Source organism: Aquabacterium soli, assembly GCF_003933735.1.
Lineage (GTDB): Bacteria > Pseudomonadota > Gammaproteobacteria > Burkholderiales > Burkholderiaceae_C > Aquabacterium > Aquabacterium soli.
This window is the reverse complement of the sequence record NZ_RSED01000012.1, coordinates 57,654-80,078: the sequence shown is the minus strand read 5'-3', so window position 1 is coordinate 80,078 and position 22,425 is coordinate 57,654. Positions and strand designations below refer to the sequence as shown.

General features: G+C 67.5%; 24 protein-coding genes. 11 read left to right on the top strand and 13 right to left on the bottom strand.

What is annotated here, in order from left to right; translation table 11 throughout:
- Positions 1 to 89: 89 nt before the first annotated feature.
- Positions 90 to 623, top strand: coding sequence for a DUF302 domain-containing protein (locus tag EIP75_RS15730; protein ID WP_125244221.1), 534 nt, complete (start codon positions 90 to 92; stop codon positions 621 to 623).
- A 51-nt stretch (positions 624 to 674) separates the two neighbouring features.
- Here EIP75_RS15730 and EIP75_RS15725 read toward each other — a convergent pair whose 3' ends face one another.
- Both EIP75_RS15725 and EIP75_RS15720 read right to left on the bottom strand, forming a co-directional pair.
- The gene (locus EIP75_RS15725) at positions 675 to 2,324 is read right to left on the bottom strand and encodes an acyl-CoA synthetase (RefSeq protein WP_125244220.1); all 1,650 of its coding nucleotides are present in this window, start codon (positions 2,322 to 2,324) and stop codon (positions 675 to 677) included.
- 139 nt (positions 2,325 to 2,463) lie between these two features.
- Positions 2,464 to 2,727 carry an RNA-binding S4 domain-containing protein gene (locus EIP75_RS15720; protein WP_199758609.1) on the bottom strand — a complete coding sequence of 88 codons (264 nt, stop codon included), beginning with the start codon at positions 2,725 to 2,727 and terminating at the stop codon, positions 2,464 to 2,466.
- 250 nt (positions 2,728 to 2,977) lie between these two features.
- Between EIP75_RS15720 and EIP75_RS15715 the strand changes: the two genes are divergently transcribed.
- From EIP75_RS15715 to EIP75_RS15690, 6 genes are all read left to right on the top strand, one after another.
- On the top strand, positions 2,978 to 3,256 hold the full coding sequence (locus EIP75_RS15715) for a hypothetical protein (RefSeq protein ID WP_125244219.1): 279 nt from the start codon (positions 2,978 to 2,980) through the stop codon (positions 3,254 to 3,256).
- A gap of 5 nt (positions 3,257 to 3,261) precedes the next feature.
- Positions 3,262 to 4,734, top strand: coding sequence for an aldehyde dehydrogenase family protein (locus EIP75_RS15710; RefSeq protein ID WP_125244218.1), 1,473 nt, complete (start codon positions 3,262 to 3,264; stop codon positions 4,732 to 4,734).
- A 128-nt stretch (positions 4,735 to 4,862) separates the two neighbouring features.
- Positions 4,863 to 5,786 carry a branched-chain amino acid ABC transporter permease gene (locus tag EIP75_RS15705; protein ID WP_125244217.1) on the top strand — a complete coding sequence of 308 codons (924 nt, stop codon included), beginning with the start codon at positions 4,863 to 4,865 and terminating at the stop codon, positions 5,784 to 5,786.
- A gap of 13 nt (positions 5,787 to 5,799) precedes the next feature.
- Positions 5,800 to 6,870: a branched-chain amino acid ABC transporter permease gene (locus EIP75_RS15700; RefSeq protein ID WP_125244216.1), complete on the top strand. Its 1,071-nt coding sequence runs from the start codon at positions 5,800 to 5,802 to the stop codon at positions 6,868 to 6,870.
- Positions 6,867 to 7,685, top strand: a complete 819-nt coding sequence (locus EIP75_RS15695) for an ABC transporter ATP-binding protein (protein ID WP_125244215.1) — start codon at positions 6,867 to 6,869, stop codon at positions 7,683 to 7,685. The genes EIP75_RS15700 and EIP75_RS15695 overlap by 4 nt, the downstream gene beginning before the upstream one ends.
- Positions 7,682 to 8,407, top strand: coding sequence for an ABC transporter ATP-binding protein (locus tag EIP75_RS15690; RefSeq protein WP_199758608.1), 726 nt, complete (start codon positions 7,682 to 7,684; stop codon positions 8,405 to 8,407). The genes EIP75_RS15695 and EIP75_RS15690 overlap by 4 nt, the downstream gene beginning before the upstream one ends.
- Positions 8,408 to 8,415: 8 nt before the next feature.
- Here EIP75_RS15690 and EIP75_RS15685 read toward each other — a convergent pair whose 3' ends face one another.
- The 3 genes from EIP75_RS15685 to EIP75_RS15675 are packed head-to-tail and all read right to left on the bottom strand — an operon-like array spanning position 8,416 to position 11,102.
- Positions 8,416 to 9,222 (bottom strand): DUF817 domain-containing protein, encoded by an 807-nt coding sequence (locus EIP75_RS15685; protein ID WP_125244292.1) that lies wholly within the window; start codon positions 9,220 to 9,222, stop codon positions 8,416 to 8,418.
- Positions 9,223 to 9,259: 37 nt separating this feature from the next.
- Positions 9,260 to 10,069: a GNAT family N-acetyltransferase gene (locus EIP75_RS15680; protein ID WP_158622869.1), complete on the bottom strand. Its 810-nt coding sequence runs from the start codon at positions 10,067 to 10,069 to the stop codon at positions 9,260 to 9,262.
- The gene (locus tag EIP75_RS15675; RefSeq protein WP_125244213.1) at positions 10,038 to 11,102 is read right to left on the bottom strand and encodes a CDP-6-deoxy-delta-3,4-glucoseen reductase; all 1,065 of its coding nucleotides are present in this window, start codon (positions 11,100 to 11,102) and stop codon (positions 10,038 to 10,040) included. The genes EIP75_RS15680 and EIP75_RS15675 overlap by 32 nt, the downstream gene beginning before the upstream one ends.
- 58 nt (positions 11,103 to 11,160) lie before the next feature.
- Between EIP75_RS15675 and EIP75_RS15670 the strand changes: the two genes are divergently transcribed.
- The 4 genes from EIP75_RS15670 (at position 11,161) to EIP75_RS15655 (ending at position 16,277) form a co-directional block, all read left to right on the top strand.
- On the top strand, positions 11,161 to 12,078 hold the full coding sequence (locus tag EIP75_RS15670) for an NAD-dependent epimerase/dehydratase family protein (protein ID WP_125244291.1): 918 nt from the start codon (positions 11,161 to 11,163) through the stop codon (positions 12,076 to 12,078).
- A 147-nt stretch (positions 12,079 to 12,225) separates the two neighbouring features.
- Positions 12,226 to 13,191, top strand: coding sequence for an SGNH/GDSL hydrolase family protein (locus tag EIP75_RS15665; RefSeq protein ID WP_158622868.1), 966 nt, complete (start codon positions 12,226 to 12,228; stop codon positions 13,189 to 13,191).
- Positions 13,192 to 13,393: 202 nt separating this feature from the next.
- Positions 13,394 to 15,562, top strand: coding sequence for a PhoX family protein (locus EIP75_RS15660; RefSeq protein WP_125244211.1), 2,169 nt, complete (start codon positions 13,394 to 13,396; stop codon positions 15,560 to 15,562).
- A gap of 25 nt (positions 15,563 to 15,587) precedes the next feature.
- On the top strand, positions 15,588 to 16,277 hold the full coding sequence (locus tag EIP75_RS15655; protein ID WP_125244210.1) for a PEP-CTERM sorting domain-containing protein: 690 nt from the start codon (positions 15,588 to 15,590) through the stop codon (positions 16,275 to 16,277).
- Between the two features lie 33 nt (positions 16,278 to 16,310).
- Here the strand turns inward: EIP75_RS15655 and nth are convergent, their stop codons facing one another.
- The 8 genes from nth to EIP75_RS15615 all read right to left on the bottom strand — a co-directional run bounded on the left by nth (position 16,311) and on the right by EIP75_RS15615 (position 22,424).
- Positions 16,311 to 16,955, bottom strand: coding sequence for an endonuclease III (nth, locus tag EIP75_RS15650; RefSeq protein WP_125244209.1), 645 nt, complete (start codon positions 16,953 to 16,955; stop codon positions 16,311 to 16,313).
- Between the two features lie 81 nt (positions 16,956 to 17,036).
- Positions 17,037 to 17,669, bottom strand: coding sequence for a DUF3617 domain-containing protein (locus tag EIP75_RS15645; protein ID WP_125244208.1), 633 nt, complete (start codon positions 17,667 to 17,669; stop codon positions 17,037 to 17,039).
- 101 nt (positions 17,670 to 17,770) lie between these two features.
- On the bottom strand, positions 17,771 to 18,292 hold the full coding sequence (locus EIP75_RS15640) for a TPM domain-containing protein (protein WP_125244207.1): 522 nt from the start codon (positions 18,290 to 18,292) through the stop codon (positions 17,771 to 17,773).
- Positions 18,293 to 18,300: 8 nt separating this feature from the next.
- Complete coding sequence (locus tag EIP75_RS15635; RefSeq protein ID WP_420797172.1) at positions 18,301 to 19,248, bottom strand: TPM domain-containing protein; 948 nt, start codon at positions 19,246 to 19,248, stop codon at positions 18,301 to 18,303.
- Positions 19,249 to 19,250: 2 nt separating this feature from the next.
- Positions 19,251 to 19,871, bottom strand: coding sequence for a LemA family protein (locus EIP75_RS15630; RefSeq protein WP_125244206.1), 621 nt, complete (start codon positions 19,869 to 19,871; stop codon positions 19,251 to 19,253).
- Between the two features lie 130 nt (positions 19,872 to 20,001).
- On the bottom strand, positions 20,002 to 20,223 hold the full coding sequence (locus tag EIP75_RS15625; protein ID WP_125244205.1) for a hypothetical protein: 222 nt from the start codon (positions 20,221 to 20,223) through the stop codon (positions 20,002 to 20,004).
- A 197-nt stretch (positions 20,224 to 20,420) separates the two neighbouring features.
- Positions 20,421 to 21,503, bottom strand: a complete 1,083-nt coding sequence (locus EIP75_RS15620) for an alkene reductase (RefSeq protein WP_125244204.1) — start codon at positions 21,501 to 21,503, stop codon at positions 20,421 to 20,423.
- A gap of 138 nt (positions 21,504 to 21,641) precedes the next feature.
- Positions 21,642 to 22,424: a PEP-CTERM sorting domain-containing protein gene (locus EIP75_RS15615; protein ID WP_125244203.1), complete on the bottom strand. Its 783-nt coding sequence runs from the start codon at positions 22,422 to 22,424 to the stop codon at positions 21,642 to 21,644.
- Between the last annotated feature and the right edge of the window lies 1 nt (position 22,425).

The following is a 22,425-nucleotide window of genomic DNA, read 5'->3' as shown; positions in this document are numbered from 1 at the left end:
GGGTCTGCATTTACGTAATGAAACGAGGATAGCCTTGAACTTCCGCTGCTTGCCTCCATCTACTGAACTTGTAGCATGGAGGTGCCCCGATGCGCATGTCGAGATACTGGATGAGCGGTTGCATGGCCCTGGTGCTGATGGCCGCAGGGCAATGGCCTTCCCTCGACCGCGAGGCGCCTGAATCCGACCTGGAGCGCCAGGGCTGGGTTTCCATGACCAGTCGCCTGCCGCTGGACCAGGCCGTGAAACAACTGCAACGTGCTGCGCGTGCCCAAGGCATGCCGGTGGTGGCTGACGTGGCCTCTGGCACGTCAGCCGGCCAGGGCGCGGAGCAGATGGCCGACACGGGCGGTACACGGGTGCTGGTGCTGGGCCGTCACGACGGCCACACCCCTATTTTCCAGGCCGCTGATTCCCGCACGATGGATTTGCCGTGGCGCGTGCTGCTGCAAAGCCTGCCCGACGGGTCCACCCGCGTGCTGTTCAATGACCCGGCCCACATCGCAGCAAGGATCGACCACGCAGATCCGGCCGATGGCGCGCTGGCCGATCTGGGCGCCTTGCCCGCGGTGATTTCTGCAGCGCTCAGCCGGGCTGGGGGCCGCGGCGGCACCCTGGCCTGAAGCGGGGCCTGACTGACTGGCCGACGCGATGGCCCGGGAGGGCCGTCCGGTTCAGGCGTCGATCGCGCCCTTCGACCCCGCCTTCTTGCGCAGCTCGAACTTCTGGATCTTGCCGGTCGAGGTCTTGGGCAGCTCCCCGAACACCACCGCGCGCGGCACCTTGAAGCCCGCCAGGTGCTGGCGGCAGTGGGCGATCAGCTCTTCGGGCGTCACGGTGGCGCCGGCCTTGGTCTCCACGAAGGCACAGGGCGTCTCGCCCCACTTCTCGTCGGGTTTGGCCACCACGGCCGCGGCCAGCACTGCCGGGTGCCGGTAGAGCACGTCCTCCACCTCGATGGACGAGATGTTCTCGCCGCCCGAGATGATGATGTCCTTGCTGCGGTCCTTGATCTTGACGTAGCCATCGGGGTACTGCACGGCCAGATCGCCTGAATGAAACCAGCCCCCCGCAAAGGCCTCCTGCGTGGCGCGTGGGTTCTTCAGGTAGCCCTTCATCGCGATGTTGCCGCGGAACATGATCTCGCCCATGGTTTCGCCATCGGCAGGCACGGGCTGCATGGTCAACGGGTCCATCACCGTCACGCCGCGCTGCAGGTGGTAGTTGACGCCCTGGCGCGCGTTCAGGCGGGCCCGCTCGCCCACGTCCAGGCTGTCCCAGGCATCGTGCTGCACGCAGACGGCCGCGGGGCCGTAGACCTCGGTCAGGCCGTACACGTGGGTCAGATCGAACCCCAGCCGCTCCATGCCCTCGATCATCGCGGCCGGCGGCGCAGCCCCGGCCACCATGGCCTTGACGGGGTGGCCGATGCCCTGCTTGAGTTCGTCCGGGGCATTGACCAGACCGGCGTGCACGATGGGCGCACCGCAGTAGTGGCTGACCTTGTGCTCACGGATCGCGTCGAACACCGCCTTGGGCTCGACCTTGCGCAGGCACACGTTCACACCGGCGCGCGCGGCCACCGTCCACGGGAAACACCAGCCGTTGCAATGGAACATGGGCAGCGTCCACAGGTAGACCGCGTGCTTGGGCATGTCCCATTCCAGGATGTTGGATACGGCGTTCATGGCCGCGCCCCGGTGGTGGTAGACCACACCCTTGGGGTTGCCGGTGGTGCCCGACGTGTAGTTCAGGCTGATCGCGTCCCACTCGTCCTCGGGCAACTGCCACGCGAAGGCGGCATCGCCTTCGGCCAGCAGGGCCTCGTAAGCCAGCGCGCCGATGGGCTCGCCAGGGCCGGTGTACACGGCGTCGTCGGCATCGACCACCAGCACGGGCTCGGTGCGCGTGCGCAGCGCCAGGGCACGCGACATCACACCGCTGAACTCGCGGTCCACGATCACCACGCGGGCTTCGCCATGGTCCAGCATGAAGGCCAGGGCCTCGGCGTCCAGCCGGGTGTTGAGCGCGTTGAGCACGGCGCCGGCCATGGGGATGCCGAAATGCGCTTCGACCATGGGCGGGGTGTTGGGCAGCATCACCGCCACGGTGTCGCCCTGGCCGATGCCCCGCCGCTGCAGGGCGCTGGCCAGTTGGCGGCAGCGGGCATAGGTCTGGGCCCAGGTCTGGCGCAGCGTGCCGTGCACCACGGCCAGCCGGTCAGGGTAGACCAGGGCGGTGCGCTCCAGGAAGGACAGTGGCGTGAACGCGGCGAAGTTGGCCTCGGTGCGAGGCAGGTCCTGACTGAAGGTGTGGTTCGGCATGGGCTTCTCCCGTGGGGATGGCGCGCATCTTGCCCCTGACGGCGGCAGGGCGAACGTCGGGTTCGCCCTGTGTCAAAGCGGCGCACCGGGCAGATGTTGCGCGCTCAATATGGCATGGACTGGTCGACCGTTGACGGGATCAGGCGTCGCCTTCGCCCTCGGGGGCTGCCCCTTCGCCTTCCGCCACCACGCGGATGCGGGCACCTTGCAGGCTCACGACCTGGCCGGCGCGGATCTTGGCGGTCTTGCGCAGCTCATCCTGCCCGTTCACCTGCACGCGGCCCTCGGCCACCAGGGTCTTGGCCCGCCCACCGCTGTCGGCCAGCCCGGTGGCCTTGAGCAGGCTGTCCAGGGCGATGAACTCGCCGCGCAGTTCGAAGGTGATCTGTTGCAAGGGGGGCATGAAGGAGGTTGTAAATGGAAAAAATGAAATCCCGGCAGGCCCGGACGGCCTCAAAAGCAAGGGTCTGCCGTCTGCCCGTACCCACGGATCGCGTGCACAATCCCGCCAAGGCGGGCCAATGTGCATGTCGGCGTTTTCAGATGGAACGCTGGAGTACCAAGCGCCTGCGAGGCTTGTGTGGCGGGGTGCGAAGGATTATGGTCCTCCTCTGGCCGCCGGGCCGCCCTGTCAGTGGAATTGGTCGAGAGCGATGAAGAAAACAGATCTGGAAAAGAGCAAGGGCCTGAAGATCCAGGGCCAGATGCGCCAGGCCGGTGTGCCCGGCCGTTTCGGCCAGGGCGCAGCCCAGGTGCCCGACCGGCGCGAGCAACGCAAGCTGGACCAGGCTGCCGGCCTGGTGCCCTTCGCGGCCAAGCTGCACGCCGAGCTGGTCAAGCAGTTGCAGGACCTGGCCACGGCACAAGGCGTGAGTCTCAACGAGGTGGCCGATCGCGTGATCCGTGCCGGCCTGAAGCAAGAGAAGGAGTGATCAGGATGAACCGCCCCATGATGCATGTCGTCGACCCGTCCACCGGCGAAGCCGACCCCGCCGCCATCCAGCGCGCCTTCGATGCCCAGCTGGCCACCTCGCTGGCCTGGCGCACCTCTACCGCGGCCCAGCGCATCGCGCGCCTCAAGAGCCTGCGCGAGGCCATGCTGGCCCGCCGCGAAGACTTCTACAAGGCTTTCTACGCGGACTATCACAAGCCCGCCTCCGAGGTGGAGAGCACCGAGTTCCTGCCCGTGATGGACGAGATCCGCCACGCCATTGGGGATCTGCGCAAGTGGATGCGTCCCAAGCGCGTGTGGCCCACCATGACCACCGGCGGCACCTCGGCCTGGATCGAGGCCCAGCCGCGCGGCCGCTGCCTGATCGTGGCGCCCTGGAACTTCCCGCTGAACCTGTGCTTCGGTCCGCTGGTGTCGGCCCTGGCCGCCGGCAACACGGTGATCCTCAAGCCCTCGGAAATGACGCCGCAGGTCAGCGCGCTGATGGTGAGCATCATCCGCGACCTGTTCCGCGAAGACGAAGTGGCCGTGTTCGAGGGCAGCCTGCCCACGTCCACCGCCCTGCTGGCGCTGCCTTTCGACCACATCTTCTTCACTGGCTCGCCGGCCGTGGGCAAGGTGGTGATGGCCGCCGCCGCCAAGCACCTGACCAGTGTCACGCTGGAGCTGGGCGGCAAGTCGCCCGTGATCGTCGATGAGACGGCTGATCTCAAGTCGGCCGCCGAAACCCTGATGTGGGGCAAGCTGGCCAATTGCGGCCAGACCTGCGTGGCGCCTGACCACGTCTACGTGCACGAATCGGTCAAGGACCAGTTCGTGGCCGAGTGTCGCCGCGTGATCGGCGAGCGCTACGGCAAGACGGCGGAAGAACAGAAGGTCTCGCCGCACTTTGCCCACGTGGTCAACCAGCGCCACACCCAGCGCATCGCTGGCCTGCTGGAAGATGCCCGTGCCCGGGGCGCCCGCTTCCTGCAGGGCGGCGAGGTCGATGTGGCCAGCGCCTTCGTCGCGCCCACGCTGCTGGACAACATCCCGGCCGACGCGGCCATCATGAGCGAAGAGATCTTCGGCCCGGTGCTGCCCATCATCGCCTGGCGTGATCTCGATGCCGTGGTGCGCGAGATCAACGCCCAGCCCAAGCCGCTGGCCCTGTACATCTGGAGCCACAACAAGGACCGCACGCGCCGCATCATGGCCCAGACCAGCTCGGGCGGGGTGGGCATCAACCACTGCGTGCTGCACTACGCACATGGCAACCTGCCTTTCGGTGGCGTGAACAACTCCGGCATCGGCAGTGCGCACGGCATCTACGGCTTCAAGGCCTTCTCGCATGAGCGGGCCGTGCTCAAGTCTGGTCCGGTGATGGTGGCCAAGCTGTTCTTCCCGCCGTACACGGGCTTCAAGCCCAAACTGATCCGGATGGTGGTGGACTCGCTCAAGCTGCCCAAGCTGTTCTGACACATCCTGCGCCGTCCACGTCCGGAAATGGCCGGATAATGCCGATCCCAGGGCATCAGCCCGCCTCGCAGCCCTTGCGTGGCGGGCTTTTTGCATGAGCCAGTCAACGACGTAGACGCATCGCGCCTGTGGACACCTTCATTCAACAAATCATCAACGGCCTGGTGCTGGGCAGCATGTATGCCCTGGTCGCACTGGGCTACACCATGGTGTACGGCATCATCAACCTCATCAACTTCGCCCACGGCGAGGTGCTGATGGTGGGGGCCCTCGTGGCCTGGACGGTGGTGACCTGGCTGGCCGATGCCGGCATGCCCGGCTGGGCCCTGCTGCTGCTGGCGCTGGCCGTGGCCATGGTGGCCTGCATGGCGCTCAATTACGTGATCGAGAAGCTGGCCTACCGGCCGCTGCGCAGCGCGCCGCGGCTGGCGCCACTGATCACGGCCATGGGGGTTTCGCTGCTGCTGCAGACCCTGGCCATGATCCTGTGGAAGCCCGACTACAAGCCTTTCCCGATCCTGCTGCCCGACGAGCCCTATGAAATCATGGGCGCCACCATCAACCTGGTGCAGATCCTGATCCTGGTGGTGGCCGCCGGCACGATGGCGGGGCTGCTGGCGCTGATCCACCTCACGCCGCTGGGCCGGGCCATGCGCGCCACGGCCGAAAACCCGCGCGTGGCGCAGCTGATGGGCGTGCAACCGGACAAGGTGATCTCGGCCACCTTCGTGATCGGGGCCGCGCTGGCCGCGCTGGCGGGTGTGATGTGGGCCGCCAACTACGGCTCGGTGCAGCACACCATGGGCTTCCTGCCGGGCCTCAAGGCCTTCACGGCGGCGGTGTTCGGCGGCATCGGCAACCTGGGCGGCGCCATGCTGGGCGGCATCCTGCTGGGCCTGATCGAGGCGCTGGGCGCCGGCTACATCGGTGACCTGACCAATGGCCTGCTGGGCAGCAACTACCAGGACATCTTCGCCTTCACCGTGCTGATCCTCGTGCTCACGCTCAGGCCCCAGGGCCTGCTGGGCGAGCGCGTGGCCGACCGGTCGTGATGGAGGCGCTGTGATGACAACGATCAACCGCCAGAAATCGCTGACCTTCCTGGTCTGTGCCGCCTTGCTGATGGTGCTGCCGCTGGGTCTGCAGGACGTGGGGCAGGCCTGGGTGCGCATCCTGGACATCGCGCTGCTGTACATCCTGCTGGCGCTGGGCCTGAACATCGTGGTGGGCTTCGCCGGCCTGCTCGACCTGGGTTACATCGCGTTCTACGCGGTGGGGGCCTACATGTTCGCGCTGCTGGCCTCGCCGCACCTGACGGACAACCTGCCAGCCGTGGCCGCCATGTTCCCTCAAGGGCTGCACACGCCGATCTGGCTGGTGATCCCGCTGGGCGCGGGCCTGGCCGCGGTGGTGGGGGTGCTGCTGGGCGCGCCCACGCTCAAGCTGCGGGGGGATTACCTGGCCATTGTCACGCTGGGCTTCGGCGAGATCATCCGCGTGTTCCTGAGCAACCTCAACGCGCCGGTCAACCTCACCAATGGCCCGAAGGGCATCGACAGCATCGACCCGCTGGTGTTCTTCGGCGTGAGCCTGGGCGAGCCCTGGCACATCGGTGGCTTCACCCTGCCGCCCGTCACCTTGCACTATTACCTGTTCCTGGCGCTGGTGGTGCTGGCCGTGGTGATCAGCCTGCGCCTGAACAATTCGCGCACGGGCCGTGCCTGGCGGGCCATCCGCGAGGACGAGATCGCCGCCAAGGCCATGGGCCTGAACACGCGCAACCTCAAGCTGCTGGCTTTTGGCCTGGGCGCCACCTTCGGCGGCGTGGCCGGCGTGCTGTTCGCCAGCTTCCAGGGCTTCGTGTCGCCCGAATCCTTCAGCCTGAACGAATCGATCATGGTCGTGGCCATGGTGGTGCTGGGCGGCCTGGGCCATGTGCCCGGCGTGATCCTCGGGGCCTTCCTGCTGGCGGCCTTGCCTGAGGTGCTGCGCCATGTGGCCGGCCCCTTGCAGGCCATGACCGATGGCCGGCTGGATGCTGCCATCCTGCGGCAGTTGCTGGTGGCCCTGGCCATGATCGGCATCATGCTGACACGCCCGCGTGGCCTGTGGCCCTCGCCGGAGGGCAGGGCATGAGCGTGGGTTCCGTCGTCCTGCCCACCGATCCTGGTGTGGCCATGCTGCATGTGGAAGGCGTCAGCAAGCGCTTTGGCGGCGTGCAGGCGCTCAGCGAGGTGGGCCTGAGCATCGCGCCAGGTAGCGTGCACGGGCTGATCGGCCCCAACGGCGCGGGCAAGACCACCTTCTTCAACGTGATCACCGGGCTGGTGCTGGCCGACAAGGGCCGGTTCGAACTGAGCGGCCTGCGCTACAAGCCCTCGGCCGTGCACAAGGTGGCGCAGGCCGGCATCGCGCGCACCTTCCAGAACATCCGCCTGTTCGCCGACATGAGCGTGCTCGACAACGTGCGCGTGGGCCGGCATGTGCGCACCCGCGTCGGTTGGTGGCAGGCCCTGCTGCGCACGCGGGCCTTCAAGCGCGAAGAATCCGCCATCGCGGGCGATGCCATGGCGCTGCTGGACTTCGTCGGCCTGGCCGACCAGGCCCACCGCACCGCGCGCACCCTGAGCTATGGCGACCAGCGCCGCCTGGAGATCGCCCGGGCCCTGGCCACCGAGCCGCGCCTGCTGGCGCTGGACGAGCCTGCCGCCGGCATGAACGCCACCGAGAAGGTGGCACTGCGCGAGCTGATCGAACGCATCCGGGCCCAGGGCCGCACCATTCTGCTGATCGAGCATGACGTGAAGCTGGTGATGGGCCTGTGCGACCGCGTCACCGTGCTGGACCAGGGCCGCCTCATCGCCGAAGGCACGCCCGCCGAGGTGCAATGCAACCAGGCCGTGATCGAGGCCTACCTGGGCTCGGCCGCCCAAGCCACCCACGCGCCATGACAACCGACCACAAGAAACCGCTGCTGTCCACCCGGGGCCTGAGCGTTGCCTATGGCGGCATCCAGGCCGTCAAGAACCTGTCGCTCGAACTGCACGAGGGCGAACTGGTCAGCCTCATCGGCGCCAACGGGGCCGGCAAGACCACCACGCTCAAGGCCATCTGCGGGCTGCTCAAGCCGCAGGCGGGTGACGTGCACTACCTGGGCCGCAGCATCGCGGGGCAGGGGCCCTGGTCGCTGGTGGAACAGGGCCTGGTGATGGTGCCCGAAGGGCGGGGCATCTTCACGCGCATGTCCATCGACGAGAACCTGCGCATGGGCGTCTACCTGCGCCGCGATGCTGCGATCGAAGCCGATGTCGAAGCGGTGTACCAGCGCTTTCCGCGCCTGAAGGAGCGCTCGCGCCAGTTGGCGGGCACGCTGTCCGGCGGCGAGCAGCAGATGCTGGCGATGGGCCGGGCCCTGCTGGCGCGCCCGAAGCTGCTGCTGCTCGACGAGCCGTCCATGGGGCTGTCGCCGATCATGGTCGACCAGATTTTCTCGGTGGTGGCCGATGTGTCGAAGCAGGGTGTGACCGTGCTGCTGGTGGAGCAGAACGCCCACCGCGCGCTGGAGATGGCCGACCGCGCCTACGTGATGGAATCGGGCGAGCTGACGCTCAGCGGCCCGGCGCGCGAACTGCTGGGCAATCCCCAGGTGCAGGCCGCCTACCTGGGTGCTTGAACCTGGCTCTACTCCGGCACATGCACGCGGGCTTTCACGTGCTTGAGGTGCGTGACGATGGTGAAGGTCATGATCACCAGCAGCGACCATGAGCTCCACTTGCTCACATGCACCGTGGTCCACGCGCCCATCTGGTTCGGGTATTTCCAGATGCCCATGAAGGTGCTGATGTTCTCGGCCAGCCAGATGAAGAAGCCGATCAGCACGAAGGACAGCAGCAGCGGCATGCGCAAGGGCCGTTGCCGCGGCGTGAACACCACGGTGGCTCGGGCATACAGGCCCAGCGTGCAGGCCGCCAGGTACCAGCGGTAATCGCCGATGAAATGGTGGGTGAAGAAGTTGGCGTAGATGGCGCAGGCCAGCAGCGTGGCCATCCAGTAGGGCGGGTGGTGAAGGATGCGCAGATCCAGCAGGCGCCAGGCCTGGATGATGTAGCTGCCCACCGCCGCGTACATGAAGCCCGAGAACAGGGGCACGCCCAGCACCTTGGTGAAGCCGGGATCCGGGTAGGACCACGACTGGATGTGCGAGGAGGTCTTGAACACCTCCAGCGCGAAGCCGACCACGTGGAACAGGCTGATGGCCTTGAGTTCGTCCCAGGTCTCCAGCTTCGTCCACACCATCACGGCCTGGATGCCCAGCGCGATCACCAGCAGCAGGTCGTAGCGCGGGATGCCGGCCCAGCCGGCCTTGGGCACCAGGAACACCGACAGGAAGAACAAGCCGGCGAACAGGCAGGCCTGCGCCTGCTTCAACCCGAAGGCGAGGAAGTCCAGCCCGGCATCACGCAAGGTGTGGGGCAGGCCGTGGCCCATGGCCGAGGGCGGTTGTTCAACGGCAGGCGAGGGCAGGTCAGCCACGGATGCGGTACCAGTATCGATAGAGCTCTTCGAAGCCGAGACGGCGATAGAGTTCCACGGCACTGCGGTTGTCTGCCACCACCTGGAGGTAGGCCGTGTGCGCACCCTGATCGCGGCCCCAGTTCAGCAGCCCTTCGCACACCGCCTTGCCCAGGCCCTGGCGCCGGTGCGCCGGGTGCGTGGCGATGTCGAACAGGCCCAGATGCCCCTCAGCCACCACCCCCAGGCCGCAGCCCTGGGGCTGGAGGGCTCCGGGTGGCTTGACGACCGCGAAGGCGGTGGGGCTGGCGATGGCGTCCAGGATGGCCAGATGGGTGCGCTGATGCGGACCCTGGTCATTCTTGAGGCGAACGAACTCGGGCAGCCAGGCCTTGGCGTCGGGCAGCAGCGCGAACGATGGCGGGGACGGAGGATGGATGTCGCCTGGGAGCGGACGGACCATCACCGAGCACGGGTCTTCGCACCGTCGGTAGCCCCGCTGGTCCAGCGCGCGGTCGATGGCTTCGTCGCCCGCGGTGGACAGCAGACGGAAGGTCGTGGGCAAGCCACGTTGCGCGAAGAACCGCTCGATCAGGGGCAGATCTGCATCGAGGTGCCCTGCAGATGCGCCTGCGGCGTTGGCCGAGTTGGTGCGGCGGGTGTAGCCCTGCGAGGCACGCAGCAGCCAGCCATCGAGGCGCTCTTCTTCCAGCGCCGGCCACGAGGCGAGTCCGGCCCGCTCGATGGCTTCGATCGAGGGGCGGCCGACACGGGTCACATGGCCGCTGCCCTCAGGGCTGGCTGGCGGGCACGCTCTGGCCATGCTTGTCGGCTTCGCTGGTGAAGGCATCGGCGTAGAAATCGTCTTCCGACAGGCCGGCCCGCGCGACGAAATCGCGCCTGGCCGATTCGACCATGATGGGGGCGCCGCAGGCGTACACCTCGTGGGCGGACAGGTCGCGCCAGTCTTCCAGCACAGCCAGGTGCACCAGGCCCTGGCGGCCGGCCCAACCATCTTCGGGACGGGCATGCGACAGCACCGGCACGTAGGTCAGCCAGGGCAGTTCGTCCGCCTGGGTCTGTGCCCAGTCGTGCAGGTACAGGTCAGCCTTGGCGCGGCAGCCCCAGTACAGGGACACGGGCCGCGTGTTGTTCTTGAAGCGCAGGTGCTCGACGATGGCCTTGATGGGCGCGAAGCCCGTGCCTGAGGCCAGCAGCACGATGGGCCGCTCGGAGTCCTCCCGCACGAAGAAGGTGCCCAGCGGGCCTTCCATGCGCAGGATCTCTTTTTCCTTCATGGCCGTGAACACGTGGTCGGTGAACAGGCCGCCAGGCATGTGGCGGATGTGCAGCTCGATGCCGTTGACGGCCGGGTCCTTGGCCGTGTGCGGCGCATTGGCCATGGAGTAGCTGCGGCGGCTGCCGTCTTTCAGGATGAACTCGACGAACTGGCCGGCGCGCCAGCCGAAGTTGCTGGTGGCCGGCAACTGCAGGCGCAGGATGGCCACATCAGAGGACGGGCGGGTGATGCTGGTCACCCGCGTGGGCATTTTCATCACCGGGAAATCGCCCAGGCCCACGACCTGCCGGGATTCGAGCACCAGGTCGGTCTGCGGGGTGGCGCAGCAGGTCAGCACGTAGCCGGCCTGTTCCTCGGCGGGCGACAAGGCCTTGAGCTGGTGCGCACCGTGGATCACGCGGCCTTCGACCAGTTTGCACTTGCATGAACCACAGGCGCCATCCTTGCAGCCATAGGGCAGGCCCACGCCGGCGTGGAGGGCTGCGCCCAGCACGGTCTCGTCGCGCTGCATGTTGAACTGGCGGCCACTGGGTTGAACGGTGACGGAAAAGCTCATGGAAACGGCCTTGGATGCGGTCAGAATCGGCAATCCCGAGATTGTCCCCCAAGCCGCCATGTTCAACCCGATGCCCTCTCGATGCCGTCAGTTCCGCCAGAGCCGTGTGCTGATCGTGGGGTGTGGCGATGTGGGCCTGCGCGCGGCCAGGGCCCTGCTGCCACGCTGCCGCGTGCTGGCGCTGACGACCTCCGCCGAGCGTGCGCAGGTGCTGCGTGCCCACGGCCTGCTGCCGTTGCGGGGCAACCTGGACGAGCCGGCCACGCTGGCCCGCCTGGCTGGCCTGGCACCGCACGTGCTGCACCTGGCGCCGCCGCCGAGCCATGGGCACACCGATCCGCGAACCGCCCACCTGCTGCAGGCCTTGTCCCGCCGGGGCGCCACGAGGGCGCTGGTCTATGGCAGCACCTCTGGCGTCTATGGCGATGCAGGCGGGGCCCGTTTCGACGAGACGCGGCCCGTGGCCCCGGCCTCAGACCGAGCGCGCAGGCGCGTGCATGCCGAGGCGCTGGTGCGCTGGTGGGGACGCCGGCAGGCAGGCGGGCAGGGCGCACATGCCAGCGTGCTGCGCATTCCCGGCATCTATGCGCTGAACCGCGAAGGCGGTGATCCACGCGAGCGTGTGCGCCGTGGCACGGCGGTGCTGGCCGCGCAGGACGATGTCTACACCAACCACATCCACGCCGACGACCTGGCCCGCGCCTGCGTCGCAGCGCTGTGGAGAGGCGCGCCGCAACGCGTGGTGCACGCCTGTGATGACACCGAGCTCAGAATGGGCGACTACTTCGACCTGGTGGCCGACCTGTGGGGGCTTGAGCGTCCACCCCGTCTGCCCGCCGAAGAAGCACGCGCCACGATGAGCCCTTTGCAGTGGTCCTTCCTGAGCGAATCCCGCCGGCTGGACAACCGGCGCCTCAAGCAGGAGTTGCGCACAAGCTTGCGTTATCCCACGGTGCGCGACGGGCTGCGAGGCTGAACAGGGGTGACCTCCCTCTTCGGAGGGTGGTGTGCCTGGCGGGCCACAGCAGGCTCGCAGGCGGTGATAAGTTTCCGGCATTCCAAATTCCTGCCGGGGTTCACCATGCCAACACGTTCTATCCGATCCGTCCTGCCTCTCCTTCGCATGCGCCCACTGGCCGCGGGCGCCCTGGCCCTCATCGTGGCCGCCTCGCAGGCCCAGGCCGCTCCCAGCAAGCTGGTCGTCTTCGGCGACAGCCTGTCCGACAACGGCAATGCCTCGGCCCTGGTCGGCCAGTACGGACTGGACCTGCCGGCCGAGCCCTACTTCGAGGGGCGTTTCAGCAATGGCCCGGTGGCCGTGGAAGTGATGGCCAGCCAGCTGGGGCTGAGCCTGGACAACCATGCCTTTGGTGGCGCGTTGTCAGGCGTCAACAACCGCATCAATGCCCTGGGCCTGCTGGATGGCACCGGCGTGCAGGGCCAGATCACCAGCTACCTGAGCGGCACCGGCGGCACGACGGATGCGTCCGCGCTGTACGTGGTCTGGGGCGGTGCCAACGACTTCCTGTCCTCGCCCACGGCCGCCACGGTCAACACCGCGATCAGCAACCTGGCCCAGAACGTCAACCTGCTCTACCAGGCCGGCGCGCGCGATTTCTTCATTCCCAACCTGCCTGATCTGTCCACCACCGCCGATGCCATCGAGGCGGGCGGCGCGGAACAGGCCGGTGCCCACCAGCTCTCGGTGGCCTTCAACACGGCGCTGGCGCAGACCATGGCGGGTTTGCAGAGCAGCCTGCAGGGCGCACACATCCAGGTGTTCGACACCTTCGGCGCACTGGCCACGTTGCGGGCCGACTACATCGCCCAGGGCTACAACGTGACGCAAGGCTGCTGGGACGGCGACATGTTCGGCCAAGGCTCGCTGTGCGCCGATCCTTCGAAGTACTACCTGTGGGATGGCCTGCACCCCACGGCGGGCGTGCACCAGGCCGTGGGCCAGGCCTTTGCGCAGGCCGTGGCCGTGCCGGAGCCCGCCGCCTGGGCCCTGTCCCTGGTGGGCGTGGGCATGGTGGGCCTGATGGCACATCGCCGCCGCACCACGGTGGCTCAAACCGTGGCGGCCTGAACACGGGTGGCTCGGGCGGGCGGGTAGCGCCTGGCGGCGTTGGCCGTACCGCCGGTTTTGAGCGACCTTGATCAAGCACCCCTCTCGATCGAGAGGGGTGCTTTCGCTCGTCCATATGCCTCATGCCATGTCGTCAGCGTGACATATGCACTTTCTATCCTGCGTGGCGATTGCCCACCCACTTGTCCGCAGGAGTCCCCGCATGAAAGGTATCAACCACCCGACCAATGACCTGACGCTCAACCCGTCGGGCAACGAGTCGATCCTGGAGGTGGCGCAGCGCGCCGATGTCAGCCGCCGCCGCTTCATCCAGGGCGCGGCCTCCGCCCCCATGCTCGCTGCGGCGGGCGGCCTGACCCTGTCGGGCCTGACCGGCACGGTGCAGGCCGCCACCAACACCTGCGGCGCCAGCACCACCGTGGGCATCGGCTTTGCCAACCTGCCCGCCGCGCTGGCCCCCGTGCCCGACGCCGTGCGCGTGGCCGCCGGCCACAAGGCTGAGCTGCTGGTCGCCTGGGGCGATCCGATCATGCCCGGTGCTCCCGCGTTCAAGGGCGATGCCTCCGAAACCGCCGCCGACCAGGCCAAGCAGTTCGGCGAGCACAACGATGGCATGCACTACTTCGGCTTCAACGTGCGCGGCGCCGAGTCCAGCGACCGTGGCCTGCTCGTCGTCAACAACGAGTACACGCAAGAGTCCATCCTGCACGCCGATGGCCTGAACGCCGGCAACCAGACCCTGCCCAAGGCCCGCAAGTCGCAGGCTGCGCATGGCGTGTCCATCGTCGAGATCCGCAAGGACGGCGCAGGCCGTTGGGGCGTGGCCGCCACCTCGGCCTACGGCCGCCGCATCACCGCCAACACCCCTATGCGCGTCTCGGGCCCCGCCGCCGGCCACCCCTTGCTGCAATCGCGCAAATACGACATCGCGCCCACAGGCTCGATCGACATCGGCCAGAACAATGGCTTCGAGGCCAACGGCACGATCAACAACTGCGCCAACGGCTACACGCCCTGGGGCACCTACCTGACCTGTGAAGAAAACTGGAACGGCAACTTCGGCGCCACCGGCAGCCTGCCGGCCGCCAGCACCGAACTGGGCAAGATGAACAACCGCTACGGCGTGAACGCCGCCGGCAATGGCTACCTGTGGCATTCGGTGGACCCGCGCTTCGACGTGAGCACCAACCCGCTCGAGCCCAACCTGTTCGGCTGGGTGGTCGAGATCGACCCGTTCGATCCGTACAGCCTGCCCGTCAAGCGCACCGCGCTGGGCCGCTTCAAGCATGAGAGCGCGCAGTACGTGCTGGGCCCCAACAACGAGCTGGCCGTGTACATGGGCGACGACGAGCGCAACGAGTACATCTACAAGTTCGTGGCCGCGGGCCGCTACAACCCCACCAACCGCGCCGCCAACCGCAACCTGCTGGACACCGGCGTGCTGTATGCCGCGCGCTTCCTGGACAACGGCCAGGGTGTGTGGCTGCCCCTGCTGCCCGGCTCGGTCGGCCTGAATGGCGTGGCCCTGCGCGACAACCCCAACTTCGCCGGGGCCGATGACACCGAGGTGCTGGCCAAGATCCTGGTCAAGACCCGCATGGCCGCCGACGCCCTGGGCGCCACGATGATGGACCGCCCCGAGTGGACCGGTGCCCGCCCGCGCATCTGCGGCTTCGACGAGATCGAGGTGTACTGCACGCTGACCAACAACAACCGCCGCGGCACCACGCCCCCGTCGTCGAACCAGGCTGATGGCTCCACCGGTGCGGCCACTGCCCGCCCGCCGGTCGATGCCGTCAACCCCCGTGCCGACAACGTGTACGGCCACATCGTGCGCTGGCGCGAAGCCGGCAAGAACGTGACGGCCACCGGCTTTGCATGGGACCTGTTCGTGCAGTGCGGCGACACCGCCACCACCAAGACCCCGGCCTCGCGCTACGTGGGCAATGTCAACGACACGCCCAACGGTTCGGCCGATTTCGGCGCGCCCGATGGCCTGTGGTTCGACCAGTTCGGCCGCCTGTGGGTGCAGACGGACCAGGCCGGCACGGCCTCGGGTGACTGGGTCAACATCGGCGCCAACAGCATGGTGTGCGCCGATCCGGCCACTGGCGCCATCAAGCGCTTCCTGACCAGCCCGGTGCAGTCCGAGGTCACCGGCATCGCCATGACGCCCGATGGCAAGTCGCTGTTTGTGGGCCTGCAGCACCCGGGTGAGGAAGCCGCCAATCCGGCCAACCCCACACAGTTCTCGAACTGGCCTGCCAGCCAGTTCAGCACCAACTCGGCGGGCCAGCCCGTCGTGGGTGGACGCCCTCGTTCCGGTGTGGTGGTGATCACCAAGACCGGCGGCGGCATCGTTGGCAGCTGATCGACCATCGCACAAGGAGTTCTACATGCGTCAAGTTTCCGCCATCATCGCCCTGGGCCTGGCCTCGCTGGCCTTCCAGGCGCAATCCGCCGTCATCACCAACCCGGCCCAGGTGCCGGGCACCCATCAGGTGATCGACTTCAACAACGAAGACGGCCTGTTCATCGGCGCCGGCTCGGGCTACACCGTGGGCACGCCCTCGGTGACCTTCAGCTCGCTCGACGGTGACTTCACCGTGGGCCAGCGCATCGCCACCGACCTGGGCATCAACGGTAGCTGGGGTGCCGGCAAGTCCTTCCTGTCCTTCGACACGATCGGCGAGATGACCCTGCGCATCGACTTCGGCAACCTGCGCACCCGCGCCTTCACGGCCGACTTCAGCCTGTACGAACAGGCCGGTGTGCACAGCCTGCTGACGGTCACGGCCTACGGGGTCGATGGCAGCTCGAGCTCGTTCACGCTGGGTGGCTTCAGCACCTCGCTGGGCGGTGTGGATCTGGACGACAACGCCCTGATCGACTCGACCAACTACGCGATCACCCAGGGCCTGCGCCTGGCGCATGCCGACATCGCCTACATCACCATCAAGGGTGATGGCGTGGTGCTGGACAACTTCACGCTCACCACCCCGGTGCCCGAGCCGCAGACCTATGCGCTGATGCTGGCTGGCCTGGGTGTGCTGGCCCTCGTGGTCCGCCGCCGTCAGCAGGCCTGATCCCTTTCAGGCGCTGAGCAGGCCCCGCGCGGTTCACGCCGCCGGGGCCTTTGTCTTGGGCTTGAACTTGCACCAGGGCGCCACGCTGCACTCCCAGCAGCGCGGCTTGCGTGCCTGGCAGATGTAGCGCCCGTGCAGGATCAGCCAGTGGTGGGCGTGCAGCATGTAGGGCGCCGGTATGCGCTTGAGCAGTTGCAACTCCACCGCCAGCGGTGTCTTGCCCGGGGCCAGCCCGGTGCGGTTGCCTACGCGGAAGATGTGCGTGTCCACCGCCATGGTGAGCTCGCCGAAGGCCACGTTCAGCACCACGTTGGCCGTCTTGCGGCCCACGCCGGGCAAGGCCTCCAGGGCCTCGCGCGTGCGGGGCACCTCGCCGCCATGCTGCTCCAGCAGGATGCGGCAGGTCTCCATCAGGTGCTTGGCCTTGCTCTTGTACAGGCCGATGGTCTTGATGTAGTCGCTTAAACCCTCGATGCCCAGATCGAGGATGGCCTGCGGGGTGTTCGCCACCGGGAACAGCTTGCGCGTGGCCTTGTTGACACCCACATCCGTGGCCTGGGCCGACAGCAGCACGGCGGCCAGCAACTCGAAGGGCGTGGTGTATTCGAGCTCGGTTTCAGGGTGGGGGTTGGCGGCTTGCAGGGTCGCGAAGAACGACTCGATCTCCGCGGGTTTCATCAAGGTGCTCATGGGGATGGGCAGGGAGCGGGCAGGGCAGATGAGCTGCGGGGCACCAGGCCCCGGGGGTGTGGCGCAGGCTCAGCGTTTGGACGCTGCCGCACCCTTGACCGGTTTGAGTCCGCCGCAATCGGCAGAGACCCAGCGGGCGCGGTGCTTCATGGACATGACCTGCGGCTTGCCATTGTCCTGCGTGGTCATGCGCACCTCGCCGGTGTAGCTCTCAGGGTTGGTGAAGGTGGTGGCGCCTTCGCCCTGGGCTGGGGGCTGGGTGCAGCTCATGGTCCACCGCCAGGTGTTGCCGCTGCGGCTGGTGACCTGGCTCTTGCAATCGCCTTCGGCCTGCTGCCAGCGGTTCTGCTCCAGCATGTCCTTGGTCAGGCACATGCGGGCCGCGATGCCGCCACCGGCCGCCGACGGGTTGATCTGGATGCCCTGGGCTTTCATCTGGGCTTCGATCTGCTGGCGCATCTCCGGCGGCATGTTCTTGAGCTGGGCGGCCATCTGCGCCGACTGGTCGGGCACGGGCTTGCCATTGAGCTGCTGCGAGTCGGAGGTCATCTCCCACAGGCCGGGCTTGATGGGCGGCGGGGTATCGGCGGCCTGGGCCAGGTTGGCGGCCAGCAGCGCTGTCAGTGCCAGCGCGGTGTGGCAGGCGGGTGTGACGAGGGCGGCGGCGAAACCAGGGCGACGGCGATCAGCGTGACGGGACATGGTGAAAGCTCCTGTGGGGTGTGGATGGTGTCATGCCGCGCAACAAATCGGCGCGTGGATGATGACACAGGAGCATCGCCGCGAATGCCCTCCAAAGGGCGTCAGAGCACGACCACCGCGTCGGCCAGTTCGTTGCTGTCCTGCTCGCCTGGCTTGAGCGGATAACGCTCGCGCATCAGGGCGCCGACCTCGTCGATCGCATGGGCCAGGCCTTGCTCGAACTGGGCTGCGCGCAGCGATTGGGCCAGGGCATCCGTCATGCGGCGCCAGGTGTCGGCCGGTGTCTGCGCGGCCAAACCCCGATCGGCCAGGATCTCGATGCGGTGATCGGCCAGCAGCAGGTAGATCAGCACGCCGTTGTTGTGCTCGGTGTCCCACACGCGCAGCCGGCCGAACAGGTCGATGGCCCGCGCATGGGCATCGACGCCGGCCCACAGGGCACCGGCAGGCAGGCCGCCCTCGACGCACAGACGCAGCTCGCCCCGGTGGCGGGTTTCGCTTTCACGCACCTGGGCTTCGAGGCGTTGCAGTCCTTGGGGGGTGATGATGCGCCGGGCATCGTCTGCGTCCAGCCACAGGTGGCGCGCCCAGCGTTGCAGGGGATTGGTTTGAGTGGTTGCCATGGCCGTGTTCACCAGTTGCCCGAAGCGCCACCGCCGCCGAAGCTGCCGCCGCCACCGGATGAGAAGCCGCCACCGCCGCCGGACGAGCGCCCGCCCCAGCCACCCCCCATGCCGCCGCCATAGCCGATGCCACCGGCCCCCCAGCGCGCGGCGCCGCCGCTGCGCCGTCCACCGGTGCCGATGGCCGCGATCAGCAGCGTGCCGGCCACCAGGGCGATGCCGGCGATCAGCACGCTGGTGGTCCACCACCAGGCCAGCCCGCCGGCCGCCAGGCCCGTGGCCACGGTGCCCAGCTTGCGGCCCAGCACGGCCGTGAGCACCGCTCCCACGATCGGCACGCCCATGAACAGGAAGATGCCCAGGTCTTCCCACTGTGAACCCGGGTTGCCACGTTGTGCGGAGGCCTTGGGCGCGGGCAGTTGCTCACCCTTGATGAGGGTCTGCAACTGGTCCACCGCGGCGTTGAGTCCGCCGGCGTAGTCACCGGCCTTGAACGCCGGCCGGATGGCCTGGTCGATGATGCGGTAGGCAGCCAGATCGGGGATGGCGCCCTCCAGCGCCCGGGCCACCTCGATGCGCACCTGGCGCTCGTTCTTGGCCACCAGCAGCAGCACGCCATCGCCCACATCCTGGCGGCCCACCTTCCATTGGCTGGCCACACGGTGGGCATAGGCTGCGATGTCTTCAGGCGCTGTGGCCGGCACGATCAGGATGACGATCTGCGAGCCTTGCGCCTGCTCGACGGCTGCCAGCTTGTTCTCCAGGGCCTCGCGCTGGGCGGTGCTGAGCGTGGCCGTCTGGTCGGTGACACGGGTGTTCAGCGGCGGCACCGGCAGCGGCTGCCCAGGCACCCACGCAGGGTCGGCGTGAACGCGCAGCGGCATCATCAGCAGCATGACCAGGGCGATCAAGGCCCAGGCCAGCCCCCTGGATGCCGGCAGGCGAGGCAGGCTCATCGTCACTTGCTGAAATCCACCGAGGGCGGCTTGGAGATCTCGGCTTCGTTCTGCACGGTGAAGTTGGGCTTGGGCTCGTAGCTGAAGACCTTGGCCGTGAGGTTGGTCGGGAAGCTGCGGGCCAGCACGTTGTAGTCCTGCACCGTCTTGATGTAGGCATTGCGTGCCACGGTGATGCGGTTCTCGGTGCCTTCAAGCTGCACACGCAGATCCTGGAAGCCCTGGTTGGCTTTCAGGTTGGGGTAGTTCTCGCTGACCACCAGCAGGCGCGACAGCGCACCGGACAGCTCGCCCTGGGCCTGCTGGAACTTGTTGAAGGCCTCGGGGTTGTTGACCAATTCGGGCGTGGCCTGGATGCTGGTGGCCTTGGCGCGGGCCTCGACCACCTTGGTGAGCGTGTCGCGCTCGAAGTTGGCCTCGCCCTTGACGGAGGCCACGATGTTGGGAATCAGGTCAGCGCGGCGCTGGTACTGGTTGAGCACCTCGGACCAGGCGGACTTGGATTGTTCGTCGAGCCGCTGGAAATCGTTGTACCCGCAGCCCGTGAGGGACAGGGCGGATGCCACGGCGAAGGCAGCGCCGAGGCGGCGTGCGGTGGTGGCAAGGGGGGAGAGGCGGGGCATCACGATCCTTTCATCGGTCGGCACAGCGGCGGGGGGCCGCAGCCGCAACGATAAATCAGGTCGCGACGGAAATCTTCAAGGCCGTCGGGCAAATGTGCCCGATGGCAACCATCGTGCTGGCTCGGGGATATCAGGCCCAGGCCATGCCGGGCAATTCATTGCGCGACAGCACTTCGTGGGCGCGGGACCGGGGGTAACGGTCACGCACGATGCGCACAGCGCCCATGGGCGTGTCCGCCAGCACTTTCAGCACGCGCTTGACGGCGCGTTGCGAGGGGTCGATCACCACCATCGCCGATACCTCGAAGAGGTGCAGGGCAGGCTCGATGGCCAGATTCATCAATGCACGCATGGCATGTCTCCTACGTCATGACACGGTGCGCGGGCCCCATGTCATGCAATGAGAATGCATTTTGTGGGCCAAGCGTGACACGGTGATGACCCTCATTCGAGGGCCGTTCAGGCCATCGGGTTCCCCTTTGGTGGGCATATTCGCATCGGGGAAATCCCTGGATTGGTGCCAGGGAGCCACCAGGTGCAAGCCGTGCCTCAGGCCAGGGCGGGGTAGTCCGTGTAGCCCTTGGCACCGCCGCCATAGAAGGTCTTGGAATCCAGCACGTTGAACGCGGCCCCGGTGCGCAGGCGCAGGGCCAGGTCCGGGTTGCTGATGAACGGGCGGCCAAACGCCACCAGATCGGCCTGGCCGCGTGCCAGGGCCTGCTGTGCCAGCCCGATGTCGTAGCCGTTGTTGACCATCCACGGGGCCTTGGCGCGTGTGCGCAGGGCTTCGTAGTCGAAGGGGATGTGGCGCGTGCCGCCGGTGGCGCCTTCGATCACGTGCACGTACATCAGGCCCAGCTTGCCCAGCTCATCGGCCACATGGTTGAACAGCGGTTGTGGGTTGCTGTCGCTGGCATCGTTGGCGGGCGTGACGGGTGACAGGCGGATGCCCGTGCGGCCCGCACCCACCTCGGCCACGACGGCCTGCATCACCTCGTTCAGGAAGCGCGTGCGGTTTTCGATGGAGCCGCCATAGGCGTCGGTGCGGTGGTTGGTGCCGTTGCGCAGGAACTGGTCGATCAGGTAGCCGTTGGCCGCGTGCACCTCCACGCCATCGAAGCCGGCCTTGAGCGCATTGCGTGCCGCCTGCCGGTACTGCTGAACGATGCCGGGGATCTCGCCGATGCCCAGGGCGCGCGGCGCGGACACCGGCGCGAAACCCGTGGCGATGTAGGTCTTGGTCTTGGCGGGGATGGCCGATGGCGCCACGGGCACTTCGCCCACGGGCTGCAGCGAGTTGTGCGAGATGCGGCCCACATGCCACAGTTGGATCACGATCTTGCCGCCCTTGGCGTGCACCGCATCGGTCACCTTCTTCCAGGCCGCGACCTGCTCGTCGCTGTAGATGCCGGGCGTGTCCAGGTAGCCCTGGCCTTGCTGGCTGATCTGGCTGGCTTCGGTGATGATCAGCGAGGCGCCCGTGGCGGGGTTCGCGCGCTGGGCGTAATAGGTGATGGCCAGCTCGCTGGGCACCTGGCGTGGCGCCGCGCGGTTGCGCGTGAGCGGCGCCATCACGACGCGGGTGGGCAGCGACAGATCGCCGAGGCGGATGGGATCGAACAAACCAGGCATGCAAGGCTCCTGTCCATCGGATGTCATGGACGTGACAGCGGAAAAAAGAAGGGGCGCGTACCCACATGGGCACACGCCTCTAGATTAGCCGCTTTGGCAAAGGGCCTGCGTGAACAGGGATGCTGGTCTTGTGCTTGATCAAGCCTGCAGTGTGCGGCGGCGCGTGGCCAGGCCCGCCACCGCCAGGCCGGCCAGCAGCAAGGTGATGGAGGCAGGCTCCGGCACCGCTGTGACCGACACGTTGCCGATGGACAGCACAGAGGTGTTGCCGTGGTCGTTCACATCGCCGATGGCCCAGGCCAGGGTAATGCTGCCGGCCTGTGAGAAGGTGATCGATTGGCTGGCCAACGACGATGCGCTCCAGCCTTGCCCCACATCAAGCAGTGACAGCGAGGCTGTGTCGCCCAGCCTGGTGAGCTGCGTGCCAGAGGCGGTGGTCAGCACCAGCCAGGCGGTGTCGCCCAGGTTGATGCCGCCCGCACCTTCACGGGTGAAGAGCTGCCAGTCGAAGTGCAGGGTGTCACCGGCCCGCACGCTGAAGCTTTGCGATGCGGACGAGCCTTCCATGACGAAGCTGCCGGTGTCGGCATCATCCAGCGAACCGGGTGCCAGGTTCACCGACGGCTCCAGGTCCAGCCCGCCGGCCACGGCGTCCTGGCCCGACAGGTTGTAGTGACCGATGGCGGCGGGGCGGTCGTCCTGGTAGAGGCTGCTGGCGGTGCCCAGCAGCAGTCGGGGGGCGCTGCCGATGTCCAGTTCATTGAACACGGTGCCCTGGGCCACGGCGACGTCGCCCGCGGTGGTCCAGCCTGACAGGCCGGCGCTGAAGCCGCCATTGTCCAGCGGGGCGGCCTGCGCGGCGCAGGCCAGTGCCAGCGCACCGATGGTGGCGGCGATGGAGGTGAGAGCGTTGCGTTTCATG

What these genes read in the sequence shown, in the direction of transcription:
- EIP75_RS15730 (WP_125244221.1), top strand. Translation starts at nt 90, where the DNA reads ATGCGCATGTCGAGATACTGGATGAGCGGTTGCATGGCCCTGGTGCTG.
- EIP75_RS15725 (WP_125244220.1), bottom strand. Translation starts at nt 2,324, where the DNA reads ATGCCGAACCACACCTTCAGTCAGGACCTGCCTCGCACCGAGGCCAAC.
- EIP75_RS15720 (WP_199758609.1), bottom strand. Translation starts at nt 2,727, where the DNA reads ATGCCCCCCTTGCAACAGATCACCTTCGAACTGCGCGGCGAGTTCATC.
- EIP75_RS15715 (WP_125244219.1), top strand. Translation starts at nt 2,978, where the DNA reads ATGAAGAAAACAGATCTGGAAAAGAGCAAGGGCCTGAAGATCCAGGGC.
- EIP75_RS15710 (WP_125244218.1), top strand. Translation starts at nt 3,262, where the DNA reads ATGAACCGCCCCATGATGCATGTCGTCGACCCGTCCACCGGCGAAGCC.
- EIP75_RS15700 (WP_125244216.1), top strand. Translation starts at nt 5,800, where the DNA reads ATGACAACGATCAACCGCCAGAAATCGCTGACCTTCCTGGTCTGTGCC.
- EIP75_RS15695 (WP_125244215.1), top strand. Translation starts at nt 6,867, where the DNA reads ATGAGCGTGGGTTCCGTCGTCCTGCCCACCGATCCTGGTGTGGCCATG.
- EIP75_RS15690 (WP_199758608.1), top strand. Translation starts at nt 7,682, where the DNA reads ATGACAACCGACCACAAGAAACCGCTGCTGTCCACCCGGGGCCTGAGC.
- EIP75_RS15685 (WP_125244292.1), bottom strand. Translation starts at nt 9,222, where the DNA reads ATGGGCCACGGCCTGCCCCACACCTTGCGTGATGCCGGGCTGGACTTC.
- EIP75_RS15680 (WP_158622869.1), bottom strand. Translation starts at nt 10,069, where the DNA reads ATGGCCAGAGCGTGCCCGCCAGCCAGCCCTGAGGGCAGCGGCCATGTG.
- EIP75_RS15675 (WP_125244213.1), bottom strand. Translation starts at nt 11,102, where the DNA reads ATGAGCTTTTCCGTCACCGTTCAACCCAGTGGCCGCCAGTTCAACATG.
- EIP75_RS15670 (WP_125244291.1), top strand. Translation starts at nt 11,161, where the DNA reads ATGTTCAACCCGATGCCCTCTCGATGCCGTCAGTTCCGCCAGAGCCGT.
- EIP75_RS15665 (WP_158622868.1), top strand. Translation starts at nt 12,226, where the DNA reads ATGCGCCCACTGGCCGCGGGCGCCCTGGCCCTCATCGTGGCCGCCTCG.
- EIP75_RS15660 (WP_125244211.1), top strand. Translation starts at nt 13,394, where the DNA reads ATGAAAGGTATCAACCACCCGACCAATGACCTGACGCTCAACCCGTCG.
- EIP75_RS15655 (WP_125244210.1), top strand. Translation starts at nt 15,588, where the DNA reads ATGCGTCAAGTTTCCGCCATCATCGCCCTGGGCCTGGCCTCGCTGGCC.
- nth (WP_125244209.1), bottom strand. Translation starts at nt 16,955, where the DNA reads ATGAAACCCGCGGAGATCGAGTCGTTCTTCGCGACCCTGCAAGCCGCC.
- EIP75_RS15645 (WP_125244208.1), bottom strand. Translation starts at nt 17,669, where the DNA reads ATGTCCCGTCACGCTGATCGCCGTCGCCCTGGTTTCGCCGCCGCCCTC.
- EIP75_RS15640 (WP_125244207.1), bottom strand. Translation starts at nt 18,292, where the DNA reads ATGGCAACCACTCAAACCAATCCCCTGCAACGCTGGGCGCGCCACCTG.
- EIP75_RS15635 (WP_420797172.1), bottom strand. Translation starts at nt 19,248, where the DNA reads ATGAGCCTGCCTCGCCTGCCGGCATCCAGGGGGCTGGCCTGGGCCTTG.
- EIP75_RS15630 (WP_125244206.1), bottom strand. Translation starts at nt 19,871, where the DNA reads ATGCCCCGCCTCTCCCCCCTTGCCACCACCGCACGCCGCCTCGGCGCT.
- EIP75_RS15625 (WP_125244205.1), bottom strand. Translation starts at nt 20,223, where the DNA reads ATGCGTGCATTGATGAATCTGGCCATCGAGCCTGCCCTGCACCTCTTC.
- EIP75_RS15620 (WP_125244204.1), bottom strand. Translation starts at nt 21,503, where the DNA reads ATGCCTGGTTTGTTCGATCCCATCCGCCTCGGCGATCTGTCGCTGCCC.
- EIP75_RS15615 (WP_125244203.1), bottom strand. Translation starts at nt 22,424, where the DNA reads ATGAAACGCAACGCTCTCACCTCCATCGCCGCCACCATCGGTGCGCTG.